Source organism: Bradyrhizobium sp. Ses1 (assembly GCF_059512365.1).
The window spans coordinates 15254-35683 of sequence record NZ_JCAMOQ010000017.1 but is presented as its reverse complement, the minus strand read 5'-3'; the positions used below and the strand labels follow the sequence as shown (position 1 = coordinate 35683).

Genomic DNA, 20430 nt, shown 5'->3' with positions numbered 1-20430 from the left:
ACGCAACACAACAGGTACTGACCCGATACAAGTTACTGAGACCGAAGCACGCGCGTCTGGTTTGCTCGAAAGCTTGATCAGGCGCGGGTGATGCCGCCGTTTGAGGCGACGAGGAACGTTGCCGTGGTGGTGATGCTGCCCGGCAATCTTTTTGGGTTCCTCAGCACTGTTCGTGCAATTGCAGTCTGGTCTCGATACAACCGATCGAAATTGCGGCGAGAAGCGAACAGCGTCTTGTTGTTGAAGGTCACATCAAGAAGGAACATCAGCTCGCGCACTGTCGAATCGGATCACGTCCATTACGTCGAAGTGGAGTATGATCGTCAAGCAATTGAACTAGGCATCTACTGCGAGACAACTCGTCAGCGAGTAGATGTTGCTTTATTGAAACGCTTACTCAACCCATTTGCTCGGAATACTTGGCAATGTGCTCCTCTAAGTTGAAACAAAGGAGGAGAATTTTTCTGCCAAGAGCGACGATCGTCGTCATGAAACCGTCGTGCAACATATTTGTGTTTCGATGAGGTTATTTGTTCCGCGCGCGCTAGGCGGACTTTTCATCAATTGGCATCTCCGCGGCGTCAAAACGCTGCGAAAACGCTTCGATAAGCATCGATCACTCGTAGCCGTGGAGTTGAAGTGGTGTCGCCAACACGAGATCATCGTGTGGCGCGACGCGAGATCATCGCTCGATGTGATGAACCCCTGATTTTGGTGAGCGTCAAAACGTCGCATAGGTTCGATAGAGGCGCTGCTATTCGTCGTGCGTCGCATCAACAGGCGCGTATCTGACGACCGACATGCAGATCGAGGCGCGAGTGCAGTCCGCGGAAAGTGAAACATGTGGTGCTCGCGTTGCTGTGCGTGGCATGCCCACAATGCGCGCTAGCGGTCACATGGAACTCAATGCGCGCCAGCGGTCATAGGGGCGCCGCGGTGCATGCTATCGGGCCATATGGAACAATGCACGCTTGCGTGCATATCTGGCGAATTGACCGCATCACACGATCAGTCGTGCAGTGGCAACATCAACGCGCGGAAGCAACAATGCCCTTGCTGGTCAATACTTGCCAGCCACCGTTCTCGTTTTTGATTTCCTCGATGCGACCCAGGCTCGGCACCTCCTGGCCCCGAGTAACCTCGATCACACCTGCTGGTCCTTCAAGTATGGCAACGCCCTCATAAGCGCGCCGCACGCGCCAACCCGGGATGATCTCTCGTCGGGCCGTGGTTTGCCGCGGCTGCGCCTGAATGGTGCCAGTGACGTCGGAGGATGAAGCTGCCGCTACGGTTCGTGCAACCTGCGGCTTTGCTTCGACCATGCGTTCGACCTTGGTGGCCGATATCGATTGATCTCTTTCGACGCGCTCGACGCTTTGGACCAGTCGGCCATACCGGTCGCTCGCGGCTCGGTTTGCGGCGTCGAATGCGGTGCGGTTCGCCGCGACATCGCTTGATAGGCTCGCAACGTTGCGGCGCAGTTGCGACATCGCCTCACGGAGGTTGCGAAGCTCGGCATCCGATGCTGCGGTAATCGCAATGGGCCGCAGGACCAGGTAGGCGACGCCGCCTATCGAGATGAGAGAGGAGATCGCGACGATCACTGCAAGAGTGACGAACGGCGCCATCCATGTCCGTGGCTGCGGCTTCTTGACGACGAGCGTGGCGGCCGGGATCGGCGTACGCGCCTTGGGCCTGACAGGCTCAGGCCGCGGCATTGTGCGGGTGCGCTTCATGGTGGCGAGCGCCTCCTGGGCGAGCAGCTCGTCAACCGTAGCTGCGGCCGGACGAGAGGCGGTGGCCTTCGCCTTATTGCCGGGTCGCGGCGGCGATGCGCCGCTCTTGCCGGCATCAGTGGCGGTTGGCTGCGGGGCAGTCGGCGTCGCTTCGGCTGCGGTCTCGTTGGTTGCTGGTTCGGCCATGATTTTGTCGGCGGACAAATCCTGATATGCTGGATATCAAGCGAACCTTGCGTGAAACCTACGATCCCTCGGGCCAGCGGGAGGTGATGTTGGCGTTAGCAGCGGATCTACCGCGATCGCAGCGGTCCGTCAGGTCCGCATCCGGAATGCAGCTCCCATGTTGCCGGGGGCTGCGGCTGTTCAACGCTGCTTGCCGAGCAGCGCGATAGACAGCAGCGTGTCCTGATTGATGCCAGTGCCAGACCCTTGCAGGATGGCGAGCGCAGGTGACGTAACCTGGCTGCTGTTGTTCATCACATCGTACATCGCGGTAAACCGCTTCAGCAGCGCTGCAAGTTTCTCCGGATCGGCGAGATCCTTCAGGTTGAGGTGCTTTTCGACGATCTTTGCTTGCTGATCGATGTCCATGCTCCCCATCGCATCCGGCAGATTGTAGGTGGTTCGAAACACCTGCGCGAGAGCCCGGTCGGCGAGGATATCGTATGCGGACGTGATCTGTGCGGACTTTCGTTCGAAATACAGCGCCAGGCGAACACCGGCATTCGCCTCTCCCTGCTGCGCCTCCAACGTTTGCTGGAGATAGTTGTTCTGCGTCTCCAGGAGCTGGTCTCGCCTATGGGGCCCTATTGCCGGAATCCGGGCAATGTTGCCTTCCTTGTCGAAATTGAACGACGCCGCGATCTCGGCAAAGCGGGAGTCGCTGGCGGTGTTTGCGAAGCTCTTGGGATCGCTCAGATCGGAATTGAAGATCTTCTTGAGATAGTCGTTGGTGACCTTCGCGGGATCCAGGCCGTTTGCAACAAGAACGATATCGACCAACTTCCTGTCCGAAAGCAACTCGGAAACGCTCTCGATGCCTGCGATCGTGGTCTGGTAATACTTGGCGTCCTTCTCGGCCTTCTGGCGAAGGCTGTCTTTTTCCGTATCGCTCGCAAATCGCGTTTTTGCGATGATGTAGTCCTTGACGATCTGCGTGACTTCAACCGAGTTCTGCGCCACCAGGGGCGTTGTCAGGTTGCCCTTGCTGTCAAAATTGAAAGCGTGCGCGAGCTGTATGTATCGGTCGTCTCGGAGGGTATAGGCATAGCTCGTCGGGTCGCTCAGATCGCTGGTGAGCACGGCCTTGATCGTGACCGGCGAGACTTTTTCCGGGTCGAGGCCGACCGCCTTGAGCGCGAAGTTATAGATGTTCGGCGCGGACATGAACTGTTGAACTGACTTTATATTGGAAATATTGGCCTTGAACTGCTTAATCGCGAGGGTTTCATTTTCTTCCTCCGCGTCGAGGTATTCGGCCCCCTTGGTGAGGACAAATTTATCGTTGGTGCTCTTCCGGTTCGCGTCGGTCTGAGCGGACTCGCCGGAAGCAAGCGTTCCATCTGCCGAAAACTCGAACGCGCCAGCGAGATCGAAATAGTGGCCGATTGTGGTGAGAGAGTCCTGGTAGCTCGATATGTCTGCCCTGCTTTGCGCCAACCGGTTTGTTTCGGTCGTAATCTTCGCTCTCAAGCCTGGTACATCGGCGCCAGGTTGCGATAGCTGCGACATATACTGCGCAATTTTCGCATTGGCATCGGCGGCAACCGCCTGCGCCTGACCGAGCTTGGCATTGATCGCATCCTTCTGGGGACCCCAAACGGTGGTAACATAACTGTTCGGATCGGATGGATCGCTGCTCAAGACCTTTCGTATCGTGTCGCGCGACCAATTGCTGTCGTCGATGCCGAACGCCTCGAACACATATGTGCGAAGGCGGTCGTCATTCAGCAGCTCATCGACGTTTTTGACGCGGCCGATCACGATGTTGTAGTAGTTCGTGTCTTCGTCGATTGCGTCGACCCGCTTTTGGACCGATGCCGTGTACAAGCCGATCATCTCGTCAGTCTGGTTTGACGATTGCGCAGCGGGCGTATCGGAGCCTGTGAAGGAAAATGCTGACGCAAAATCACGAAAACGCTTGTCGGTCAGTTTGTTGGCGAAGCTGTTCGCGTCGAGGAGATTGCTCTCCAGCACCTTTTTCATGAAGGCTTTTGCATAGATCATATCCTCCAGCCCATATGCCTCCATCGCATACTGGTAGAGCCGGTCGTTCTTCAGAAACTCATCGACGGTTTTGATCTTGCCTATGTTTTCCTTGTAGTAGGCGGCGCTTCGTGTCACGTCAGCCTGCTGCGCGACCCGCGTCAGGGACTGCTGGAGGTTGCGCACGACGGAATTGTAGCTGGCGTACGTCGACACCATCGATCCATCCTTTTTGGAAAGCTCCCTGATATAATGACCATCTTCCTTGCGTGAAGCTGGCAGAGTTGCCGGAACAAGGCGCTCGCCCAGTATCGGCGAGCCTCCGCACCGGGAGATTGAGGCGGCATCCGGCGGAGCCGTTGATGTTCCGCGAAGCCATGTTCCGACGCAGACGTCACCGACAGAGCAGGGCCGTATCGGTGTTGCGCAGGCCGGTCAGTTGCGCTGGGCCGTCCAATAGCCTGCGCAGCGCGCATTGCCGGAATGACCGCTCCAGGTTCCACGACCGTACGGACCGACGAGCCTGCCGGATCCGGAAGCATATTTCTCGTGCACGGTCACAGAAGCGCGGACTGCGCCGGATGGAGCCACGCGTCCCCTGAAATTCACCAGATTGGGGTGAGTGACGATGCCGTTGATGATGTTGACGGAGAAATTGTACGTCGGATCACAGGGACCGTATTGCGTGACGAACAGGAGACTCCAAGGGCCGTCATAGGCAGACCGCGCATCGGCGTTGGTAACGAAGAGCGAGCCCATACCGGCAATTGCGATTGCGAGCAGAAGCCGTTTCATGACATTGCCTCCTAAGGCTACTCGGATAAACAACGTGAACATCCTAAATTGCGGACCATTGGCGGTCGCATCCGTACCGATATGCTGGTGAAGATAGATGTAGGTTGGCTTCCACAGCCGGTCCTCAAAAATTCCGTTGAGCCACCTCACTATGGCGTTACAACGGATGGCAGCGGCCTTGCGGCCCGCATTCTGTGGCGCCGCAGCAGAGAGAATGCGACCCTGCCAAGGACAGCCGGAGGATGTAGCTCAGTCAGCTTACTGACGAGAATCCCCGCGTCTCAAACCCACGATGATTGCCCCTCGGAATGGGCCGACGGAGCGCCTCAGGACATGCGATACAGGGATTTCGCATTGTCGCGCAGGTGGAGCGGGAACGGCGGTGCTTCAGATGGCGAAGTAACGACTTCGATGTAGACTCCGCTCTGCGCGCCGGCGGCGCTTCGCAACGCTTGGTCGAGTTCGCCGCACGTCGTCGTGCGCGCCGTCATCCAGCCGTCGCAACCCAGCACCCGCGGCAGCTCGGCATATCGCCAGGATGGGACGTCGTTGTAGGCAACGGCAGGCTCCTTGGCGAGGAGCCGCTCGATGAGATAGCCGCCATTGTTCAGCACGAAAATCACCGGTTTCAAACCGAGCCGGGCAAACTGGCTGATTTCCTGTACCGTAAATTGATGAGAGCCTTCTCCGGTCACGAGCACCGTGCGTCGGTGTGGGGCGGCAGCGGCGGCGCCGAGCGCGGCCGGCGTTGCCCAGCCGATCGATCCCCATAGCCCCTGGTTGTGGAAGCTCGCGCCCCGCGGCAGCCGCGCGAAACCTAGCCCCATGGAGACCGTGCCGGTCTCCGCGACAACGATATCCTCAGGTCGTATGAACTTGTTCCAGCGCGAATAGAGCGCGGCAGCGGTGATAGGGTCGTCGCCGCTGCCGCTTTCCGCGCCAATCGGGTCGGCATAAGACGGCGTGACGACGTTGCTGTGCTTGCCGAGGCGCTTCGCCAGGGCGGCGAGCACATCGGCCATCTCGAGGCCGGAATGCGTGCGCCCCTGCAATGTGGTGTGGTGATGAGCTATCGAAATGAGCCGTGCCGGATCCAGTTTGGCCGTGAAGGCGCCGGTGTTCAGGTCGCTGAATAGCGTGCCGACGGCGAGCACGAGATCGCAGCTCTCGACGAACTGGCGCACATCCTCGTTCATCAATCGTCCGGCATACATTCCGACATACGCCGACTGGCTTTCGTCGAGCACGGATTTGTCGAGAAACATGGTGGCGAATGGCAGGCCGGACGCGTCAACGATCGCCTGCATCGTCCGCTGCAGGCCGGTGCGCGCCACCAGGAGGCCGGGCAGGATGCACGCGGTCTTGGCCCGATGGATGTTTGACAGGATTGCATTCACAACCTTCTCGAGAAGGACGGGATCGCTTCCAGGAGCGGCGAGAGGCTGAGCGCTTCCAAGCACGGGCCGATCGGCAAGATCGGCGGGAAAGGCCATGTAGACGGGCCTCCGATGATAGAATGCCTCAAACAGGAGGCGTTCGGTCTCATATGCAGCATTCTGCGGCGTGATGACCGAGTGCGCGCAGACCACCGGCTCGGTCATGCGGCGGAACAGATCGAATTCGCCGTTGCCCAGCGTATGGTGCAGCACCGAGCGCGCGGCTTGCGCGGCCGTGGGCGGCATTCCGACCAGGTGGAAAACGGGGAGATGCTCGGCGTAAGCGCCGGCGATGCCGTTCAGCGCGCTGAGCTCGCCCACGCCATAGGTTGTGCAGACAGCGCCGGCGCCCTTGATCCGCGCATAGCCATCAGCGGCATAGGCGGCGTTGAGCTCGTTGCAGCATCCAATCCAGCGCAGGCCCGGCTCGCTATACGTCGCATCGTTGAGCGGAAAGGAGAAGTCGCCCGGAACGCCGAAGACATCGCTGATGCCGACATCACGCAGCCGCCAGAGCACATGCTGAACAACGGTTCTTGGCATCACGCGGTCTCGTCAACACTCGCGACAAAATCGAACGGTGAACTCGACGTGGGAGCGGTCTCGAATACCCATCTCGCGCAAGGTTTGATCATCAAGCGCAGCGAGCGCTCGGACTGCTCGTCTGACTTCGCGCTCGTTTTCCCACTGTGTCCACATTGAGGGCGCACTTGAGGGGGAAGTATCGAAAGAAGACCTGTCCACAACAAACTCCACGACTGTTGGCTGGACTAAATGTGGTTTTCCTTCGTTACGACACGATAACCCAGCGCGAAAATCTGGTTACATCTGAAATGATTGACGGTGCGGCCGGCACACCTCACTTAGGCGCGGAGCTTGCCGGGAAACTGTCGCCGGTAATCGAAGGTCGCCGATAAACTAAAAGAGAGATCTCTGCGCACGCCTGTGACGGCTGCGTGATCGCTGCAACGACGAGCATTCGATCATGAAGGGCGACAGAATGCTCCTGTAGCGTTGCTCTAGTGCTTTGAACTGCGAGACGCGAGCGGCACCTGCCGTTCAGCCATATAGCGGCCCGGCGTCGTGCCGAGCGTCTTCCTGAACATCGTGACGAAACTGCCCGCGCTCTCATAGCCGAGATCCATGGCCACTTGCTGGATCGTTGCGCCGCCCGCCAGCCATTGCAGTGCGAGCACGATATTGAGCTGCTGCCGCCAGCGGCCGAAGGTCATGCCGGCCTGCCGGGCAATCATGCGCGCCAGTGTTCGCTCGCTAAGCCCGGCGCGCTTGGCCCAGATCTCCATCGTCGCCTGGGCCGAAGGATCGGCCATCATCATGTCGACGATCTTGCGCAGCCGGCGATCCGTTGGCATCGGCAGATGCAACTTGCCCACCGGCGCCACCGCGACTGCGAAAATCAAGCTCGACGCCGGTCGTGACCATCGTGATGCCGTAGGTGACCACAGCGGGCGCCACCTCATCCGGATCGACGAAATTAACCCGATCGCTCAGATCAGTAAGGATTGGCATTCCAATCGATTCCAATTTCCGCGGAAGTGCATTGGCAGGAATTCAGAATATGATGTCAGAATTGCCCTCGTTCGAACGCATCTCTGGCCAATGTCCGGCCGCCCCGCCATCGATCCCGCGAAGGTCTTCACCGAGCATATCAAGCTCAACAAGGCCAACGGACTTGGAGCCCGGCTTACAAGCGCTGCATTGTCCGTTTCGGGCATGACGGGCCTTCTGAAGAAGGGACTGGAGAACGAATACAAAAACAATCTCTACTAGAGCATGATCCGGAAAAGTGTGAAGCGGTTTTCCGAAAAGATCATGCTCAAACAATAATCTAAAGCGCGATGATGATTCATCCTCATCTCATCGCGCTTTCGAGCATGATCCTGGCAAAACAATTGCGAGGACGCTTCTACCTCTTAGGGCGACCCGCTCCCGCGTACAGCTTCGATGCCAAGGTCAACGGACAGGCGGAATTGCAAACGCGAACACCGATAGTTGTATGTCAGGTGAGAATACGAAAGGTGTGAGGGGCCAAGCGTCACGGCACGAGTACGGCTCTCGCACCTGAGAAATTCTGAAAAGCAATTGCTTCACCGATCTCGTCGAAACGAAACTCGCGGCCTACTTTCGTTTTTAGAAGCGGATCGTCGATGAGTTCTTGGATCTCACGGGAGACGGCGGCGAGTCGCTCGGGCTCCGACACCGTTGCACTTTCCAGATTGGAGAAGCGCCGCAGCGTCAGGTTCTTGGCCATGATCAGCACGGAGGAGAAGGCGGTCGGTGTTGCCGCATCCATGAAGCCATAGACGTACACCGTCGCATTTGTGGGTAGAACAGGCATGATACGGCCCAGAAGCTCGCCGCCGATGCCATCGAACACGGCAGTTGCGCCGATCTCGGCTGCCAGTTCGCCGAGACGAGCCGTGAAGCCGTCCTGCGTCGTCAGCAGGACATGCTCGATGCCGTACTTGGTCAGGGCATCTCTTGCCTGTGTCGAACGCACGAGGAAGACTGCGGGAATGCCGCGTCTTCGCGTCAACGAGGCGGCGATCAGGCCCGTCGCGGAGTTGCCGGCCGTGACGATCACCCCCTTGTGACCCTCCGAACGTATCTGAGCCAGGAAGGCATGAACCGTCAGAACGTTGGCGAAAGAGCCGTTGTAGTCTCGAACTCGCACCTGATCGGGCAAAATGAGGCAGCTCTGATATGGAACGTGGGCCGTTTCACACCACATGCCTACCGCCTCAGCGCTCGGCTTCAGGGTCTTATATACGCCTACCTTCCTGTTGAGATAGGCCGCAGGCACATCGGCGCCTATCGCAATCACTGTACCACCACCGTTCGAGCCATAAACATCGTGTCGACCGCCCGACATCAAGCCGTTTGGCAGCGGGTTGCTCAGAAAGAACTTGTCGCCATGTGTGATGGTCGCCGAATCCATCAAGACCAGCACATGGCCGGGGGCCGGCTTATCGGGCGTCGGCACCTCGCGAACTTCCAGTGTCCGACTTTCCGTTACACAGATGGCTTTCATAGCAAATTCCCTCGTGAGCCTGGGCCTGACCGCCCCGAATGGGCTTCGAATAAGGGACTGACATCTATATTGACAGTACGGAACTTTTTGTTAGTGAGACGCTCATGCATGTCGTGCGTCAATGCCCCGTCATCTTCGCCTCGCGGATCCTCGGCGGCCGTTGGACCGCCAAGATCGTCCACCTGCTGCTGCGCAACGAGAAGCTGCGCTACTCTGAGCTGCGGAGAGGATGCGTACCGATAAGCGACCGAATCCTGTCCCTGGAGCTCAAGGAGCTTCAAAGCCGGGGGCTCGTGGTTCGCCATGATCATGGGACGATCCCGCCCAGGACGGAATATAGCTTGACCGAGCTGGGTCAGACGCTTCGGCCGCTCATGGAGGCCATGGCGAGCTGGGGAAAAGATGTGCAGGCGAAACTTGGCTCAGCCGAGGCAGCGAACGAACACGAATGATCTGACTGGGTTCGTCTCCCGGACGCGTGCCCAGGGTAACCCTTAACAACGCAGGCCGTTGCTCCGGTAGCTCCAACTTCCCGCGGGAACGGCCGCTTCTGTGCTCGTCGATTTACGCCTTCTACGACTTGGAAGGGTCGAATGCCGTCCTCACCGTTAAGCTGATTGAGTCCGGACCCTAGACTTGCGCTTCTGCTTTCGTATCGAGGCCACTTCGACCCAGGCGCGGCTCCGTCCCCACTAATAGCCGTTGAATGTTGGCACGATGGCGAACAATCACGTAGATGCCGCCTCCGATCACCAGCAACCGATAGGGCAACGGTTGCTCGAAACCGCAGACGAGAACGATTGCTGTAAACGCCGCGAGTATCGAGCTAAGGGAAACAATCCGAGCAATAGCCAGCACGATGCCAAAGACCGTTACAGCACCTAATCCCACTGGCCACGACATCGCCAGCAACACACCCAGCCCGGTCGCAGCGGATTTGCCGCCGGTAAAGTTCAACCAAATCGAGCGGCTATGCCCAAACAGCACGGCAATTCCGGCCAAGCAAACAGCCCATGGCACCCAGATTTGCAAATCAAACGCTGTCGGCGGCGTCGGAGATAACTCGGAATAGAGCCAAGGACAGAACAAGCGGGCAACGATGATGGCACCCACGCCTTTCAGCAAATCGGCGACGAGCACCACCAACGCAGGCCATTTACCGAGGGTCCGCAATACATTCGTAGCGCCGGTGGCTTTGGAGCCATGCTCTCGAATATCAATGCCCTTGAGAAGTTTCCCAGCCAGATAGCCCGTGGGCGTAGAACCGAAAAGATAGGCGATCACCAATCCAACCGCGCCCGCTGTCCAGAACGCCATGGGTTTTATTTCCAGTTTCACGCAACCAGTGTTGTATCGCCAACTTCGTTTGACCGCTATGGGCCATTTTCGACCGGATCGAGAGTCTTGCCTAGCATCATCGCCGACACGCCGCTTGACCATCTTGGCCCGCGCACCATCGTGCTGGCGGACAAGGCCTACGATGCCGACCGCAGCCGTGAACTGGTTCAGGAGCAGGGTGCCACCCCTAACATCCCGCCCAAGAGCAACCGGCGCTGGAAGCCCTGCTTCAGCAAGAGGCTCTACCGCGAGCGCAATCTGATCGGGCGGCTCTTCTCCAAGAAGGAGGACTTCCGCCGCGTCGCCACACGCTATGACAAGCTCGCCGCCAATTTTCTCGCCATGGTCCAGCTCGCCTCGTTGCGGCTGTGGTTGCGCGCATATGAGTCTACGGCGCAAGGGCGCGTACTCGTAAATCCGGTCAGGTCCGCTTTCTTCCGAGAGCGCCACAATTGTTGCGTAGCAGCGAAATGGCGTGATGGGACAACAGACGACATCCGAAACAAAGGGGGCCGCCAACTGAGATGGCCTTGTTTCTTGGTGCGCGCATCCTGATACGCTCGAGGGAACCTCGTTCACGCTCGGAAACCTACGGAAGGACCTTTACTGTTCTAGCTCTAGCGGACAAGGCTCTTGGGTCTTGCGGCGACGGAAAATGTCGGCGCAAACTGCCGTCGCTGCAGGTGGAAATGACGAGGGTGGGAGCAGCGCCTGTGCTGCGTAGTTCCGGAAACCCGAGCGTCAGCTTGCCAGACTGGCCTGAACGAACAATGCCCGTCCCGATTGCGGGGGCCACTTCGATGGCCGTTTCGAGACCTCACAGGTGGCCGGAGCAGAACCAATGGACGACAGTGCGACTTCGCCGACGGCAGTCATTTCGCGCACTTCTCTAATCCTTAGCGTTGCCATCGCTATTGGGATCTTCATTTTTGACGCAATCACCCCTGCCGCCTCGGTGATCTCGACGCTGTTCGTCGGCGTTGTGCTGCTGTCTGCGCGGTTTCTTCAAACGCGTGGGATTGTGCTCGTATCCGTCGGCTGCATGGCGCTGACGGTGCTCGCCCATTTTCTGACGCCATACGGCGACTCCTGGGAAACCATCTCCATTTCGAACCGCGTTCTCAGCCTTGCGACGATCGGCGTTGTGACTTTCCTCGCCGTGCAAAGCCGATCACAAGAGATGGTATTGCGCGAGCAGGCAGGACTCCTCGACCTCAGCCACGATACGATCTTCGTGCGCGACATGAAGGATATCATTACCTACTGGAATCGCGGCGCCGAGGAGCTGTACGGGTGGAAGAAGGCGGAAGCCCTCGGCAGGATCACTCACCAACTGATGCAGACGATCTTCCCCATGCCGCTCGAAGCGATCATGGAAGAGTTGCTCCGAACCGGTCGCTGGGAAGGAGAGCTCGTCCACACGAGGAAGGACGGCACGCAGGCAATCGTAGCCAGTCGGTGGTCCCTGCAAAAGGACGAACGTGGCCTTCCGGCCGCGATCCTGGAGACCAACAATGACATCAGCGATCGCAAGCGCGCGGAGGACGCGCTGCGGGAGAGCGAGAGACGATACAAGAGCATTTTCCGGATGGCGGGCGTGTCGATCTGGGAAGAGGACTTCTCTCAGATCAAAGCGGCCATCGACGAACTGAGAGCTCAAGGCGTTGCAGACTTCCGCGCATATTTTGCAGCACATCCGGAGTTCGTACGAGAGTCCATCTCGCGTGCGAAGGTCGTCGACGTAAACGATGCAACGGTCGAGCTCTTCAAAGCGCAGAGCAAGGATGAGCTCCTCCACTCGCTGGATGCCGTATTCACCTCCGAAACATTGGAGGCGTTTGCCGGGGAGTTGATCGCCGTCGCAGAAGAGCGCCCGTATTTTTCAGCCGAGACGATTCTCCAAACACTGAAGGGAGAAAAACTGACGGTTCTCTTTGCGATTACCTTCCCGCCCCGACCTTCCAATCTCGATCGCGTAATGGTGACGATCACTGACATTACCGAGCGCAAGCGGGCCGAGGAGGCGCTGCACGAGACCCAGGCCGAGCTCGCGCACATCACGCGCGTGACGACGATAAACGCGCTGACCTCCTCCATCGCCCACGAGGTCAGCCAACCACTTAGCGCGATTGTCAGTAACGGCTATGCGGGCCTGCGCTGGCTCGACCGGCAGCCGCCCGATCTGGAGGGGGCGCGCAGGACGTTCGAGCACATCGTCGGAGACGGGCATCGGGCCGGCGAGGTGATCGGGCGGGTGCGCGCGCTCCTCAAGAAGACAGCCACCATCAGGGAATGCGTCGACGTGACCGAGCTGATCCGGGATACGGTCGCCGTGCTCCATGGCGAAGTGCTCCGGCATGGCATCCTGCTGCGGACCGAGTTAGCGCCCGAACTTCCGCTGGTGGTGGGCGATAGGGTACAGGTGCAGCAGGTGCTGCTGAACCTGATGATGAACGGCATCGACGCCATGAAGGAGGTGACGGAGCGGCCGCGCATGCTGCGGATCCGATCCCATCTCGATGAATCCGGGGCCGTGAGCGTAGCGGTGCTGGACACCGGGGTCGGGCTGGATCCGAACAGTGCCGACCGCCTGTTCGAGGCGTTCTATACGACCAAGCCCGAGGGCATGGGCATGGGCCTGGCGATCTGCCGCTCGATCATCGAGGCGCACGGTGGACGATTGGGGGCATCTGCCAACGAGCCCTGTGGGGCGGTATTTGAATTCCGCCTGCCGCCCGAGCGGGACGAGACCACTCCCGCCGCGAACGATCGTCCAATGCCGGTACAGTGAACGGGCAGCACCACTTGCGAACCGCGTTGTTCGCTGGAGCATGGCCATGCCGATCGGCAAGGACATGCTTTTTCAATCCACCGCTAGTCCTTCATTCCGGTGATCGAGCTGCTGACCGCCCGCGGATCGCGGAGCGGCCAGCGGCCGCAATCGACCTGGGCCAGGAAATCGCCGACGATCCGGTTGTACTCCTCCGGCTCCTCGATATTGATCGCGTGCCCCGAATTCGGCATTACCGCGAGCGCGGCTGAGGGAATGCTCTGCTTCATGAGAATGCCCGGCAGCAGGCACGGCCAATCCTCATCGCCGGTGATGATCAGCGTCGGCACGGTGATGCGTTTCATCTCCTCGACCAGCGCATAAAGCGAAGGACGCTCCTTCTGCACGCCTTGCTGCGTGTTGGCCGATCCGGTCGCCGAATGTTCGGCCAGCATGGCCTTGAACTCGGCGTGACCGCGCGGATCCTTGTTCTGATATTGCACGCGCGTCGGCCCATAGGCATAGCGCTCGGCGAACGCCGCCATGCCATCGCGCCGGATCATGTCGGCGATCACGTCGGCCTCGGCGCGGAACGTCTCGCGCTTGTCGGGCTCGGCGCCGTAGCCGCAGCCGCCGATGCAAAGCGACAGTGCCCGTTCGGGATGACGCAGGCCGAAATGCAGGGTCGCGAAGCCGCCCATCGACAGGCCGACGATGTGCGCCTGCCGCTCGCCGATATGATCGAGCACCGCGAGGATGTCGTCGGCGGCGCGCGCCTGCGAATAGGATGAGACCTGCTCGGGCACATCGGACGGGGGGAAGCCGCGCGCGTTGAAGGCAATGCTGCGATAGCGCTTGCCGAAATGCCGCATCTGCAGCTCGTAGCTGCGCAGATCTCCGGCAAACTCATGAACGAAGATGACGGGACGGCCGGTTCCCGTTTCCTCGAAATAAAGGCGTACCCCGTCATCCGTCGTTGCGTAAGGCATGTTGATCTCCGCCGTCAGAAATTGGCCGTCGCCGCAGGCTTGCTCCGCGGCAGATAGGTGCCGTGGCCTTTCGCCCCGACCAGGACGCCATCATCGACCACCACGCGCCCGCGCACCATGGTGAGCACTGGCCAGCCCGTGACCTCGAGCCCTTCATAGGGCGTGTAATCGGCGCCATCATGGATAAGCTCGTGGCGGATCGTGACCTTGCGCTTCGGATCCCACAGCGCGATGTCGGCGTCCGATCCCACCGCGATCGTGCCCTTGCGGGGATAGAGGCCGTAGATTTTCGCGTGATTGGTCGCGCTGAACGCGACGAAATCGTTGAGGTCGATGCGACCCTTCACCACGCCTTCCGAGAACAGGATCGGCAATCGCGTCGCCACGCCGGGAATGCCGTTCGGCACCCAGCGGAAGCTGGTGCGGCCCTTGGGCACGAGCTTTCCCTGCGGATCGTCATAGCGGAATGGGCAATGGTCAGACGAGAACACCGAGAACACCTTTTGCTGCAGGCCTTCCCAGCACGCCTGCTGGCTCGCGATGTCGCGTGGCGGCGGTGAGCACACATACTTGGCGCCTTCCATGTTGAGCTGTTCCAGATCGTTCTCGGTCAGGACCAGATATTGCGGGCAGGTCTCGCCCAACACGTTCAGCCCGCGCTGCCGGGCGCGGCGGATTTCCTCCATCGCGTCGCGGTTCGACACGTGCACGATCATGATCGGCACATCGACGAGTTCGGCCAGCGAGATGGCGCGGTGCGTGGCCTCGCGCTCGACTGGAATCGGCCGCGAGGTCGCATGAAAGCGCGGCGCGGTCTTGCCGGCGCGTTCGAGGCGATCGGTGAGGAAGCGGATGGCGTCGAAGTTTTCCGCGTGCACCATCAGCATCGCGCCGGTCTCGCGCGCGACCGACATGGTCTCGAGCAGTTCGCGGTCCGACAGCGCGAGCCCCTCATAGGTCATGAACACCTTGAGCGAGGTGTAGCCGTCCTCCACCAGCGCCGGCAGCTCCTGGCCGAGCACCTGCTCGGTCGGGTCGGTGACGATGAGGTGAAAGGCGACATCGACGTGACACTCACCTTCCGCCAGCGCGTGGTAGCGCCGCAGCGCCTCGCGCAGCGTCTGGCCTTTCTCCTGCAGGCAGAACGGCAGCACGGTGGTGTTGCCGCCGAACGCCGCCGAGCGCGTGCCGCTGGCAAAGCCGTCGGCCATGACGATGCCGTCGCCCGATGGCTGGGCGAAATGCACGTGGCTGTCGATGCCGCCGGGCAGCACCAGGCGATCAGCGGCGTCAATGATCGTCTCCGCCGCGCCGAGATCGCGCCCCAGGGCCACGATCTTGCCGCCCTGGATTCCGACGTCGCAGGCAAAGGTGTCGGCGGCGGTCGCAACGGTGCCGCCGCGGATAATGGTGTCGAACGGCATCAGCTTGGCCCTCCTTCGGCATCATGTCGCGGCCGATGCTCGATGACCGCGGCCAGCGGCTCGGCGAGCCCGATGGTTGCCTTGGCATCGGGGCGGCGGAACGTCCCGGCGACGGGCTTGCGCAGCTTGAGCACGGCGAGCGTCTCGGCCTGCCGTACCGCTGCCGCGATCGGATCGATCACCGGCACAGGAATGCGATGGCTGACCTTGGCGGCAAGGCCGGCCAGCGGTGCCCCGGAAAGAATGACGACATCGGCGCCATCCTGTTCGACGGCGCGATTGGCGAGCGTCACCAGCATGTCTTCCTTCTCGGCCTGGACATCCGCAATGGAGCGGAAGCCATCGTCGAGCGTCCGTATGCCGGCGCAGCGTGCGGAGAGACCATGCATGGCGACGCATTCCTGGTACCAGGGCGCGAGCGCGCGGGCGAACGTCACGATCGAAAATCGCTGACCGACCATGCAGGCAGTCAGCATCGCGGCTTCGGCAAGGCCTACGACCGGGATATCGAACAGTTCGCGCGCGCCGAACAGGCCGGGGTCGCCGAAGGCGGCGATCATCGCTGCATCGATGCCGGTGTTGGCCTCCGCCAGCATTTCCAGCGCGACGGCGCCGCCGATCTGGGCCTCGGCCCGGGTCGCGATGTAGGGCACGCCGCGGCTGGCCGTCATCGCCACCAGCTCGGTGCCGGGCGAGGCCACTTGCGCGCCGGCCGCATGGAGCAGGTCGGTCACCGCTGACGTGGTGTTGGGATTGAGCAGCAGGATCTTCACGGCCCGGTCTTTCTCGTGATGCCGCGCATGTTGGGCTGGGCGCTTGCGGTGCTGGCACCATCCGCGTCGGAGCCCAGTGTCGTGGCCATGATCTCGCCGGTGCGGCGGACATGATGGCCGAGCAGCCGTCCGGCGCGGTCGGCGTCGCCGTCCCTGAGCGCGGCCAGAATGTCCTGATGGTCGCGCACCGATTCATCCCATCGCCCATGGACCGACAGGGCGAAGAAGCGTGCGCGTTCCACCCGCGCCAGCAGGATATCGTGCGTGGCCTTCAACACCGCGTTGCGGGCGAAGCCGACGATGGCGCTGTGAATCTGCTGGTTAGTCTCGAAATATTCGCGCAGCTCGCCGCGGTCGTGGTGCCATTCGATGCGCTCCTGCAGCTCTTCCAGCCGCTCCACGTCGCGCTCTACCATCCGCGTCGCGGCGAGCTCGGCGGCGCAGCGCTCGATCCCGCTCACCGCCTCGAACAGTTCGGTCAACTCTTCGCGGCGGAACGGCGCGACGATGGCGCTGCGATTGAGGCGCAGTTCGACCAGACCTTCGGCCGCCAATTGCTTCAGCGCCTCGCGGAGCGGCGTGCGCGAGATGCCGAGCGCCTCGGACAGATCGGCTTCGAGCAATTGCTCGCCCGGCTGAAGATCGCCGCGCACGATCAATGTGCGAAGCCGCGTCGCGGCCTGCTCATGCAGGCCGGTTCGCGGCACGCGCAGCCGTCGCCGTTGCAGCGTCGTCACGCCGCCGCGCGATTTGGGCTGTTTCCTGGTCTTGGTCGTCTTGGTCTCAGTCACGGTCAGTTTTCGTTCCGGTGAAGAATCTCCGCACCTTCGAGTGTCCTGTGAAGCGCGTCAATCAAATTGGCCGTGGCCCTCGATCGGGATTTGAAACAGGTTGCCCCAGCCGCGAATGCGTGATGGATCGACGCCGGTTGCAGCGAGGCACGCCCACAGCGTCACCGCGATCGAATCGAACACCGCGACACCAAGCTTCGCCTCGAGCCGCGCGGCGGCGCCGGCGCCCCGCATATTGGTGCAGACCACCGCGACCGCGTCGCAGCCCTCGCGCGCCACCTCTTCGATCAACCTCGCCACCTCGGTCTCCGGCACTTCGGCGAAGGAAAAATTGTCCTGCAGCGAAAGGTGGCGCTCGGCGGCGCAATGCAAGCCTTCGGACGCCCAGTTGGCGATGATCTTGTCCTGCACGTCGCGGCGATAAGGCGTCACCAGCCCGATGCGCCCCGCGTTGCGGCGCCGGAGCAGGTCGCGGAAGGCGAGCACGGTGGTGCAGGCCTTGATGCCGGTCGCGGCAGTGATCCGCTCGCATAGTTGCTCGTCGCGCTCGAAGCCGAGCCAGCTCGCCGATGTTCCGTTCCAGGCAATGACGTCCACCTTCGCGTGCGCCAGCAGCTCGGCGGCGCGCAGGATCTCGCTGTCGTCGAACTGGCGGAGCGCGGATTCGGACAGCGCGATCTCGGTCACCTTGAAGCGCGAAAAATGCGCCGAGACGTCAGCGACGCCGGCCAGCATCGCATAGGTGATCGGCTCCAGCGCGGTGTTGGACGAAGGGGTCAGCATGCCGAGCCGGATCGGTCTAGTCATGTTGCAGCCTCAAAGCTACGCGGTCATCCGTTGATCCATCCCATCTACACCGGCAATTTGCGGCTGTAGTCGATCAGCGTCGAGCAGATCAACAGCGCAACGCCGGCCGCGGCGAAGAACATCAGGGCGAGGAAGTAGGAGCCGGTGGTCTGGACGATCAGGCCGACGATCAGCGGCGTCATGATGCCGGCAATGTTGCCGCCGAGATTCATGCAGCCGCCGAGGAAGCCCGATTTGTCGCGGCCGGCAAGCGCGGAGGGGATGGCCCAGTACATCCCGCACCAGCGCAGGAAGAACAGCGTGGAGGACAGCAGCACCACGACCGTCACCGGGTCGCGGACATAGGCCACCAGGAAAATCGACACCGTCGCCATGATGGCGGCAATGCCGAACAAGGTGCGGAACACCAGGTTCGGCGCGCCGCCGCGGCTGCGCCAGGTGTCGCCGATCCAGCCGCCGACCAGCTCGCCGACGAAGCCCGCGAAGAAGATGATGAAGGATGCGCCGCCGAGCGCCTTGATGTCGAAATTGTGCACCTTGAACAGATAGGTCGGCATCCATGTCAGCAGGCCGTAGAAGGTGGTGTTGAAGAACATCCAGCCCAGGCACATGCACCAGACCGAACGGAAACGGAAATAGGCCATCCAGCTTCCGCCGGAGGAGGGCGGTGTGGCGGCGTCTTCCAGCGCATGCGCCTGCTCGATGTAGCGCGCTTCGGCCTCATTGACCGACGGGTGCTGACGCGGTTCGTTGCGGATGTAGTACCACGCCCACACGCCGCACAGCATCGTGCCGACGCCGGCGATGACAAAGGCGGTGCGCCAGGAATCGAAGATCGCGATCAGCCACGCGATCACGATCGAGCCGAGCGCGGCGCCGAGCGGCGCGCCGCCGTCGAGCAGCGTCGCGCCACGCCCACGCTCGTTCTGCGTCATCCAGATGGCGTTGAGCTTGCCGCCCGCCGGATAGATCGGCGCTTCCGATGCGCCGAGCCCAAGCCGGGTCAGCAGCAGCACCCACCAGTTGGTGGCAACTGCCGCGATCGCCTGGAAGGCGCCCCAGAAGATCGTCGCCAGCGCGATCACGATCCGCGGCTTGTAATGATCGGCGAGCAGGCCGCCGGGAACCTGCATGAAGGCGTAGGTCCAGAAGAACGAGCTCAGGATCAGGCCCTGCATCGCCGGATCGATGTCGAACTCCTTGGAGATCAGCGGCATCGCTACCGAGAGCGAGGCGCGATCGATGTAGTTGATCGAGATCAGGAACAGCATCAGCAGGAAGATGTTCCAGCGCACACCGGTCGGTCTGACGGCGCCTGTCGCTCCGATGGCGGACACCTGCTCGCTCATTGCTCCCTCCCATGCCGGCGGACTTTCAGCGAGCGTCTCCATTGACGTTCATTCGTCCCTGACGTCGCCAAGTCTGGTCCAGTCGAAGATGAGCGGCAACAACATTTTGTATGCTGCATGCAATAACTCATATCACATTGATAAGAATAATATTTTTAGATTACAAAGATCCGCAATGCTGAAATTTCATCGCGGAGCTGATTACGAATTGGGCGGCCGGCAGGCCCGACTAAACGGGATTGTGTATTTCAATTTTGCTCTATAGATTTGAATGCTGTTAAAGATGCATGGCTCTTCTGACAACTTCCAAGGCAAGGCATGGAGATCAAGCAGAACTTCGTCGTATCGCAACCGCTCCCCACAGTGTGGACGTTCTTTCACGACGTTCCGAGCGTCGCCGCGTGCCTGCCTGGAGCAGAATATCTCGGTACGAAGGACGACGGCTCGATCAGTGGAAAGGTCTCCGCCAAGGTGGGCCCATTCCAGGCGAGCTTCGAAGGCGAAGCAAAGGTCAAATACGACGAGGAGGCAAAGAAGGTCGCGTTCGAGGGCAAGGGCGTCGACAGGAAAGGCGCCAGCCGAGGCAAAATGTCGATGTTGTGCACCCTTGGTCCTGAAGGCGACGCCACTCGCGTTGATGTCCTCGCCGACGTCCAGCTCTCCGGAACCATCGCTCAGTTTGGAAGAACCGGGCTCATCACCGAGATCGCCAATCAGCTCGTCCGTGAATTTGTGAGACATGCCGAGACCGAGCTCGGCGCCAGAAACGCCGCCGCGGCGGCCGAAGCCGGCAGTCCTCAGGCGGATTCATTGACGAAGTCGGCCCCGCCATTCGCGCCTGGTTCTGGAGCGGTCAAGCCGCTCAACACCACCTCGCTGTTCTTTGCGGCCCTGAAGGGCTGGCTGAACTCGCTCTTCAAGAAGGCTGCGTAAGCCAATCAACTTAAAGCAAAGGAATTCGC

The 20430-nt window shown here is 60.7% G+C and carries 18 protein-coding genes and 1 pseudogene; 5 read left to right on the top strand and 14 right to left on the bottom strand.

All coding sequences use genetic code 11. The annotated features are described in order from the left end of the window. Positions 1–77 precede the first annotated feature (77 nt). From AC5ZG5_RS20460 to AC5ZG5_RS20435, 6 genes are all read right to left on the bottom strand, one after another. Complete coding sequence (locus tag AC5ZG5_RS20460; protein ID WP_456643800.1) at positions 78–278, bottom strand: hypothetical protein; 201 nt, start codon at positions 276–278, stop codon at positions 78–80. A 750-nt stretch (positions 279–1028) separates the two neighbouring features. Continuing rightward, positions 1029–1922 (bottom strand): hypothetical protein, encoded by an 894-nt coding sequence (locus AC5ZG5_RS20455; protein ID WP_130223125.1) that lies wholly within the window; start codon positions 1920–1922, stop codon positions 1029–1031. Between the two features lie 180 nt (positions 1923–2102). Then, positions 2103–4163, bottom strand: a complete 2061-nt coding sequence (locus AC5ZG5_RS20450) for a DUF1217 domain-containing protein (protein ID WP_456643801.1) — start codon at positions 4161–4163, stop codon at positions 2103–2105. A gap of 216 nt (positions 4164–4379) precedes the next feature. Then, positions 4380–4739, bottom strand: coding sequence for a hypothetical protein (locus AC5ZG5_RS20445; RefSeq protein ID WP_028161597.1), 360 nt, complete (start codon positions 4737–4739; stop codon positions 4380–4382). 326 nt (positions 4740–5065) lie between these two features. After that, entirely contained in the window at positions 5066–6718 is a 1653-nt protein-coding gene (locus tag AC5ZG5_RS20440) for an alpha-keto acid decarboxylase family protein (RefSeq protein WP_456643802.1), read from the bottom strand. A 476-nt stretch (positions 6719–7194) separates the two neighbouring features. Further along, entirely contained in the window at positions 7195–7578 is a 384-nt protein-coding gene (locus AC5ZG5_RS20435) for a helix-turn-helix domain-containing protein (protein ID WP_456643803.1), read from the bottom strand. Between AC5ZG5_RS20435 and AC5ZG5_RS20430 the strand changes: the two genes are divergently transcribed. After that, a complete protein-coding gene (locus tag AC5ZG5_RS20430; RefSeq protein ID WP_456643804.1) occupies positions 7562–7966 on the top strand; it encodes a hypothetical protein in 405 nt (134 codons plus the stop codon). The two genes, AC5ZG5_RS20435 and AC5ZG5_RS20430, sit on opposite strands and share 17 nt — an antisense overlap. A gap of 265 nt (positions 7967–8231) precedes the next feature. Here the strand turns inward: AC5ZG5_RS20430 and AC5ZG5_RS20425 are convergent, their stop codons facing one another. Beyond that, complete coding sequence (locus AC5ZG5_RS20425; protein ID WP_456643805.1) at positions 8232–9227, bottom strand: zinc-binding dehydrogenase; 996 nt, start codon at positions 9225–9227, stop codon at positions 8232–8234. Positions 9228–9331: 104 nt separating this feature from the next. Here AC5ZG5_RS20425 and AC5ZG5_RS20420 point away from each other — a divergent pair, with 104 nt between their 5' ends. Continuing rightward, positions 9332–9679: a winged helix-turn-helix transcriptional regulator gene (locus tag AC5ZG5_RS20420; protein WP_456643806.1), complete on the top strand. Its 348-nt coding sequence runs from the start codon at positions 9332–9334 to the stop codon at positions 9677–9679. Between the two features lie 178 nt (positions 9680–9857). Here the strand turns inward: AC5ZG5_RS20420 and plsY are convergent, their stop codons facing one another. Beyond that, the gene (plsY, locus tag AC5ZG5_RS20415) at positions 9858–10544 is read right to left on the bottom strand and encodes a glycerol-3-phosphate 1-O-acyltransferase PlsY (protein ID WP_456643807.1); all 687 of its coding nucleotides are present in this window, start codon (positions 10542–10544) and stop codon (positions 9858–9860) included. 102 nt (positions 10545–10646) lie between these two features. Here plsY and AC5ZG5_RS20410 point away from each other — a divergent pair. Further along, positions 10647–10961, top strand: a pseudogene (locus AC5ZG5_RS20410) (transposase); the annotation flags it as partial. 445 nt (positions 10962–11406) lie between these two features. Further along, positions 11407–13356, top strand: coding sequence for a PAS domain-containing sensor histidine kinase (locus AC5ZG5_RS20405; protein WP_456643808.1), 1950 nt, complete (start codon positions 11407–11409; stop codon positions 13354–13356). Between the two features lie 83 nt (positions 13357–13439). Here the strand turns inward: AC5ZG5_RS20405 and AC5ZG5_RS20400 are convergent, their stop codons facing one another. The 6 genes from AC5ZG5_RS20400 to AC5ZG5_RS20375 are packed head-to-tail and all read right to left on the bottom strand — an operon-like array spanning position 13440 to position 19468. Next, positions 13440–14324: an alpha/beta fold hydrolase gene (locus AC5ZG5_RS20400; RefSeq protein ID WP_456643809.1), complete on the bottom strand. Its 885-nt coding sequence runs from the start codon at positions 14322–14324 to the stop codon at positions 13440–13442. A gap of 14 nt (positions 14325–14338) precedes the next feature. Then, positions 14339–15748: a dihydropyrimidinase gene (gene hydA / locus AC5ZG5_RS20395; protein WP_456643810.1), complete on the bottom strand. Its 1410-nt coding sequence runs from the start codon at positions 15746–15748 to the stop codon at positions 14339–14341. Continuing rightward, positions 15748–16521 carry an aspartate/glutamate racemase family protein gene (locus tag AC5ZG5_RS20390; RefSeq protein WP_456643811.1) on the bottom strand — a complete coding sequence of 258 codons (774 nt, stop codon included), beginning with the start codon at positions 16519–16521 and terminating at the stop codon, positions 15748–15750. Before AC5ZG5_RS20390 ends, hydA begins: the two co-directional genes overlap by 1 nt. Continuing rightward, complete coding sequence (locus tag AC5ZG5_RS20385) at positions 16518–17312, bottom strand: GntR family transcriptional regulator (protein ID WP_456643812.1); 795 nt, start codon at positions 17310–17312, stop codon at positions 16518–16520. Before AC5ZG5_RS20385 ends, AC5ZG5_RS20390 begins: the two co-directional genes overlap by 4 nt. A 57-nt stretch (positions 17313–17369) precedes the next feature. Beyond that, complete coding sequence (locus AC5ZG5_RS20380; RefSeq protein WP_456643813.1) at positions 17370–18119, bottom strand: maleate cis-trans isomerase family protein; 750 nt, start codon at positions 18117–18119, stop codon at positions 17370–17372. Between the two features lie 44 nt (positions 18120–18163). Beyond that, positions 18164–19468, bottom strand: a complete 1305-nt coding sequence (locus AC5ZG5_RS20375) for an MFS transporter (protein ID WP_035688745.1) — start codon at positions 19466–19468, stop codon at positions 18164–18166. Between the two features lie 318 nt (positions 19469–19786). On the opposite strand from AC5ZG5_RS20375, the gene AC5ZG5_RS20370 reads away from it, so the two are divergent. After that, a complete protein-coding gene (locus tag AC5ZG5_RS20370; protein WP_456643814.1) occupies positions 19787–20401 on the top strand; it encodes an SRPBCC family protein in 615 nt (204 codons plus the stop codon). The last annotated feature ends 29 nt before the right edge of the window (positions 20402–20430 follow it).

Excerpts from the sequence above, each read along its gene's own strand:
- AC5ZG5_RS20450 (WP_456643801.1), bottom strand. The coding sequence starts at position 4,163 with ATGGTGTCGACGTACGCCAGCTACAATTCCGTCGTGCGCAACCTCCAG.
- AC5ZG5_RS20380 (WP_456643813.1), bottom strand. The coding sequence starts at position 18,119 with ATGACTAGACCGATCCGGCTCGGCATGCTGACCCCTTCGTCCAACACC.
- AC5ZG5_RS20405 (WP_456643808.1), top strand. The coding sequence starts at position 11,407 with ATGGACGACAGTGCGACTTCGCCGACGGCAGTCATTTCGCGCACTTCT.
- hydA (WP_456643810.1), bottom strand. The coding sequence starts at position 15,748 with ATGCCGTTCGACACCATTATCCGCGGCGGCACCGTTGCGACCGCCGCC.
- AC5ZG5_RS20375 (WP_035688745.1), bottom strand. The coding sequence starts at position 19,468 with ATGAGCGAGCAGGTGTCCGCCATCGGAGCGACAGGCGCCGTCAGACCG.
- AC5ZG5_RS20440 (WP_456643802.1), bottom strand. The coding sequence starts at position 6,718 with ATGCCAAGAACCGTTGTTCAGCATGTGCTCTGGCGGCTGCGTGATGTC.
- AC5ZG5_RS20425 (WP_456643805.1), bottom strand. The coding sequence starts at position 9,227 with ATGAAAGCCATCTGTGTAACGGAAAGTCGGACACTGGAAGTTCGCGAG.
- plsY (WP_456643807.1), bottom strand. The coding sequence starts at position 10,544 with ATGGCGTTCTGGACAGCGGGCGCGGTTGGATTGGTGATCGCCTATCTT.
- AC5ZG5_RS20370 (WP_456643814.1), top strand. The coding sequence starts at position 19,787 with ATGGAGATCAAGCAGAACTTCGTCGTATCGCAACCGCTCCCCACAGTG.
- AC5ZG5_RS20445 (WP_028161597.1), bottom strand. The coding sequence starts at position 4,739 with ATGAAACGGCTTCTGCTCGCAATCGCAATTGCCGGTATGGGCTCGCTC.
- AC5ZG5_RS20420 (WP_456643806.1), top strand. The coding sequence starts at position 9,332 with ATGCATGTCGTGCGTCAATGCCCCGTCATCTTCGCCTCGCGGATCCTC.
- AC5ZG5_RS20400 (WP_456643809.1), bottom strand. The coding sequence starts at position 14,324 with ATGCCTTACGCAACGACGGATGACGGGGTACGCCTTTATTTCGAGGAA.
- AC5ZG5_RS20455 (WP_130223125.1), bottom strand. The coding sequence starts at position 1,922 with ATGGCCGAACCAGCAACCAACGAGACCGCAGCCGAAGCGACGCCGACT.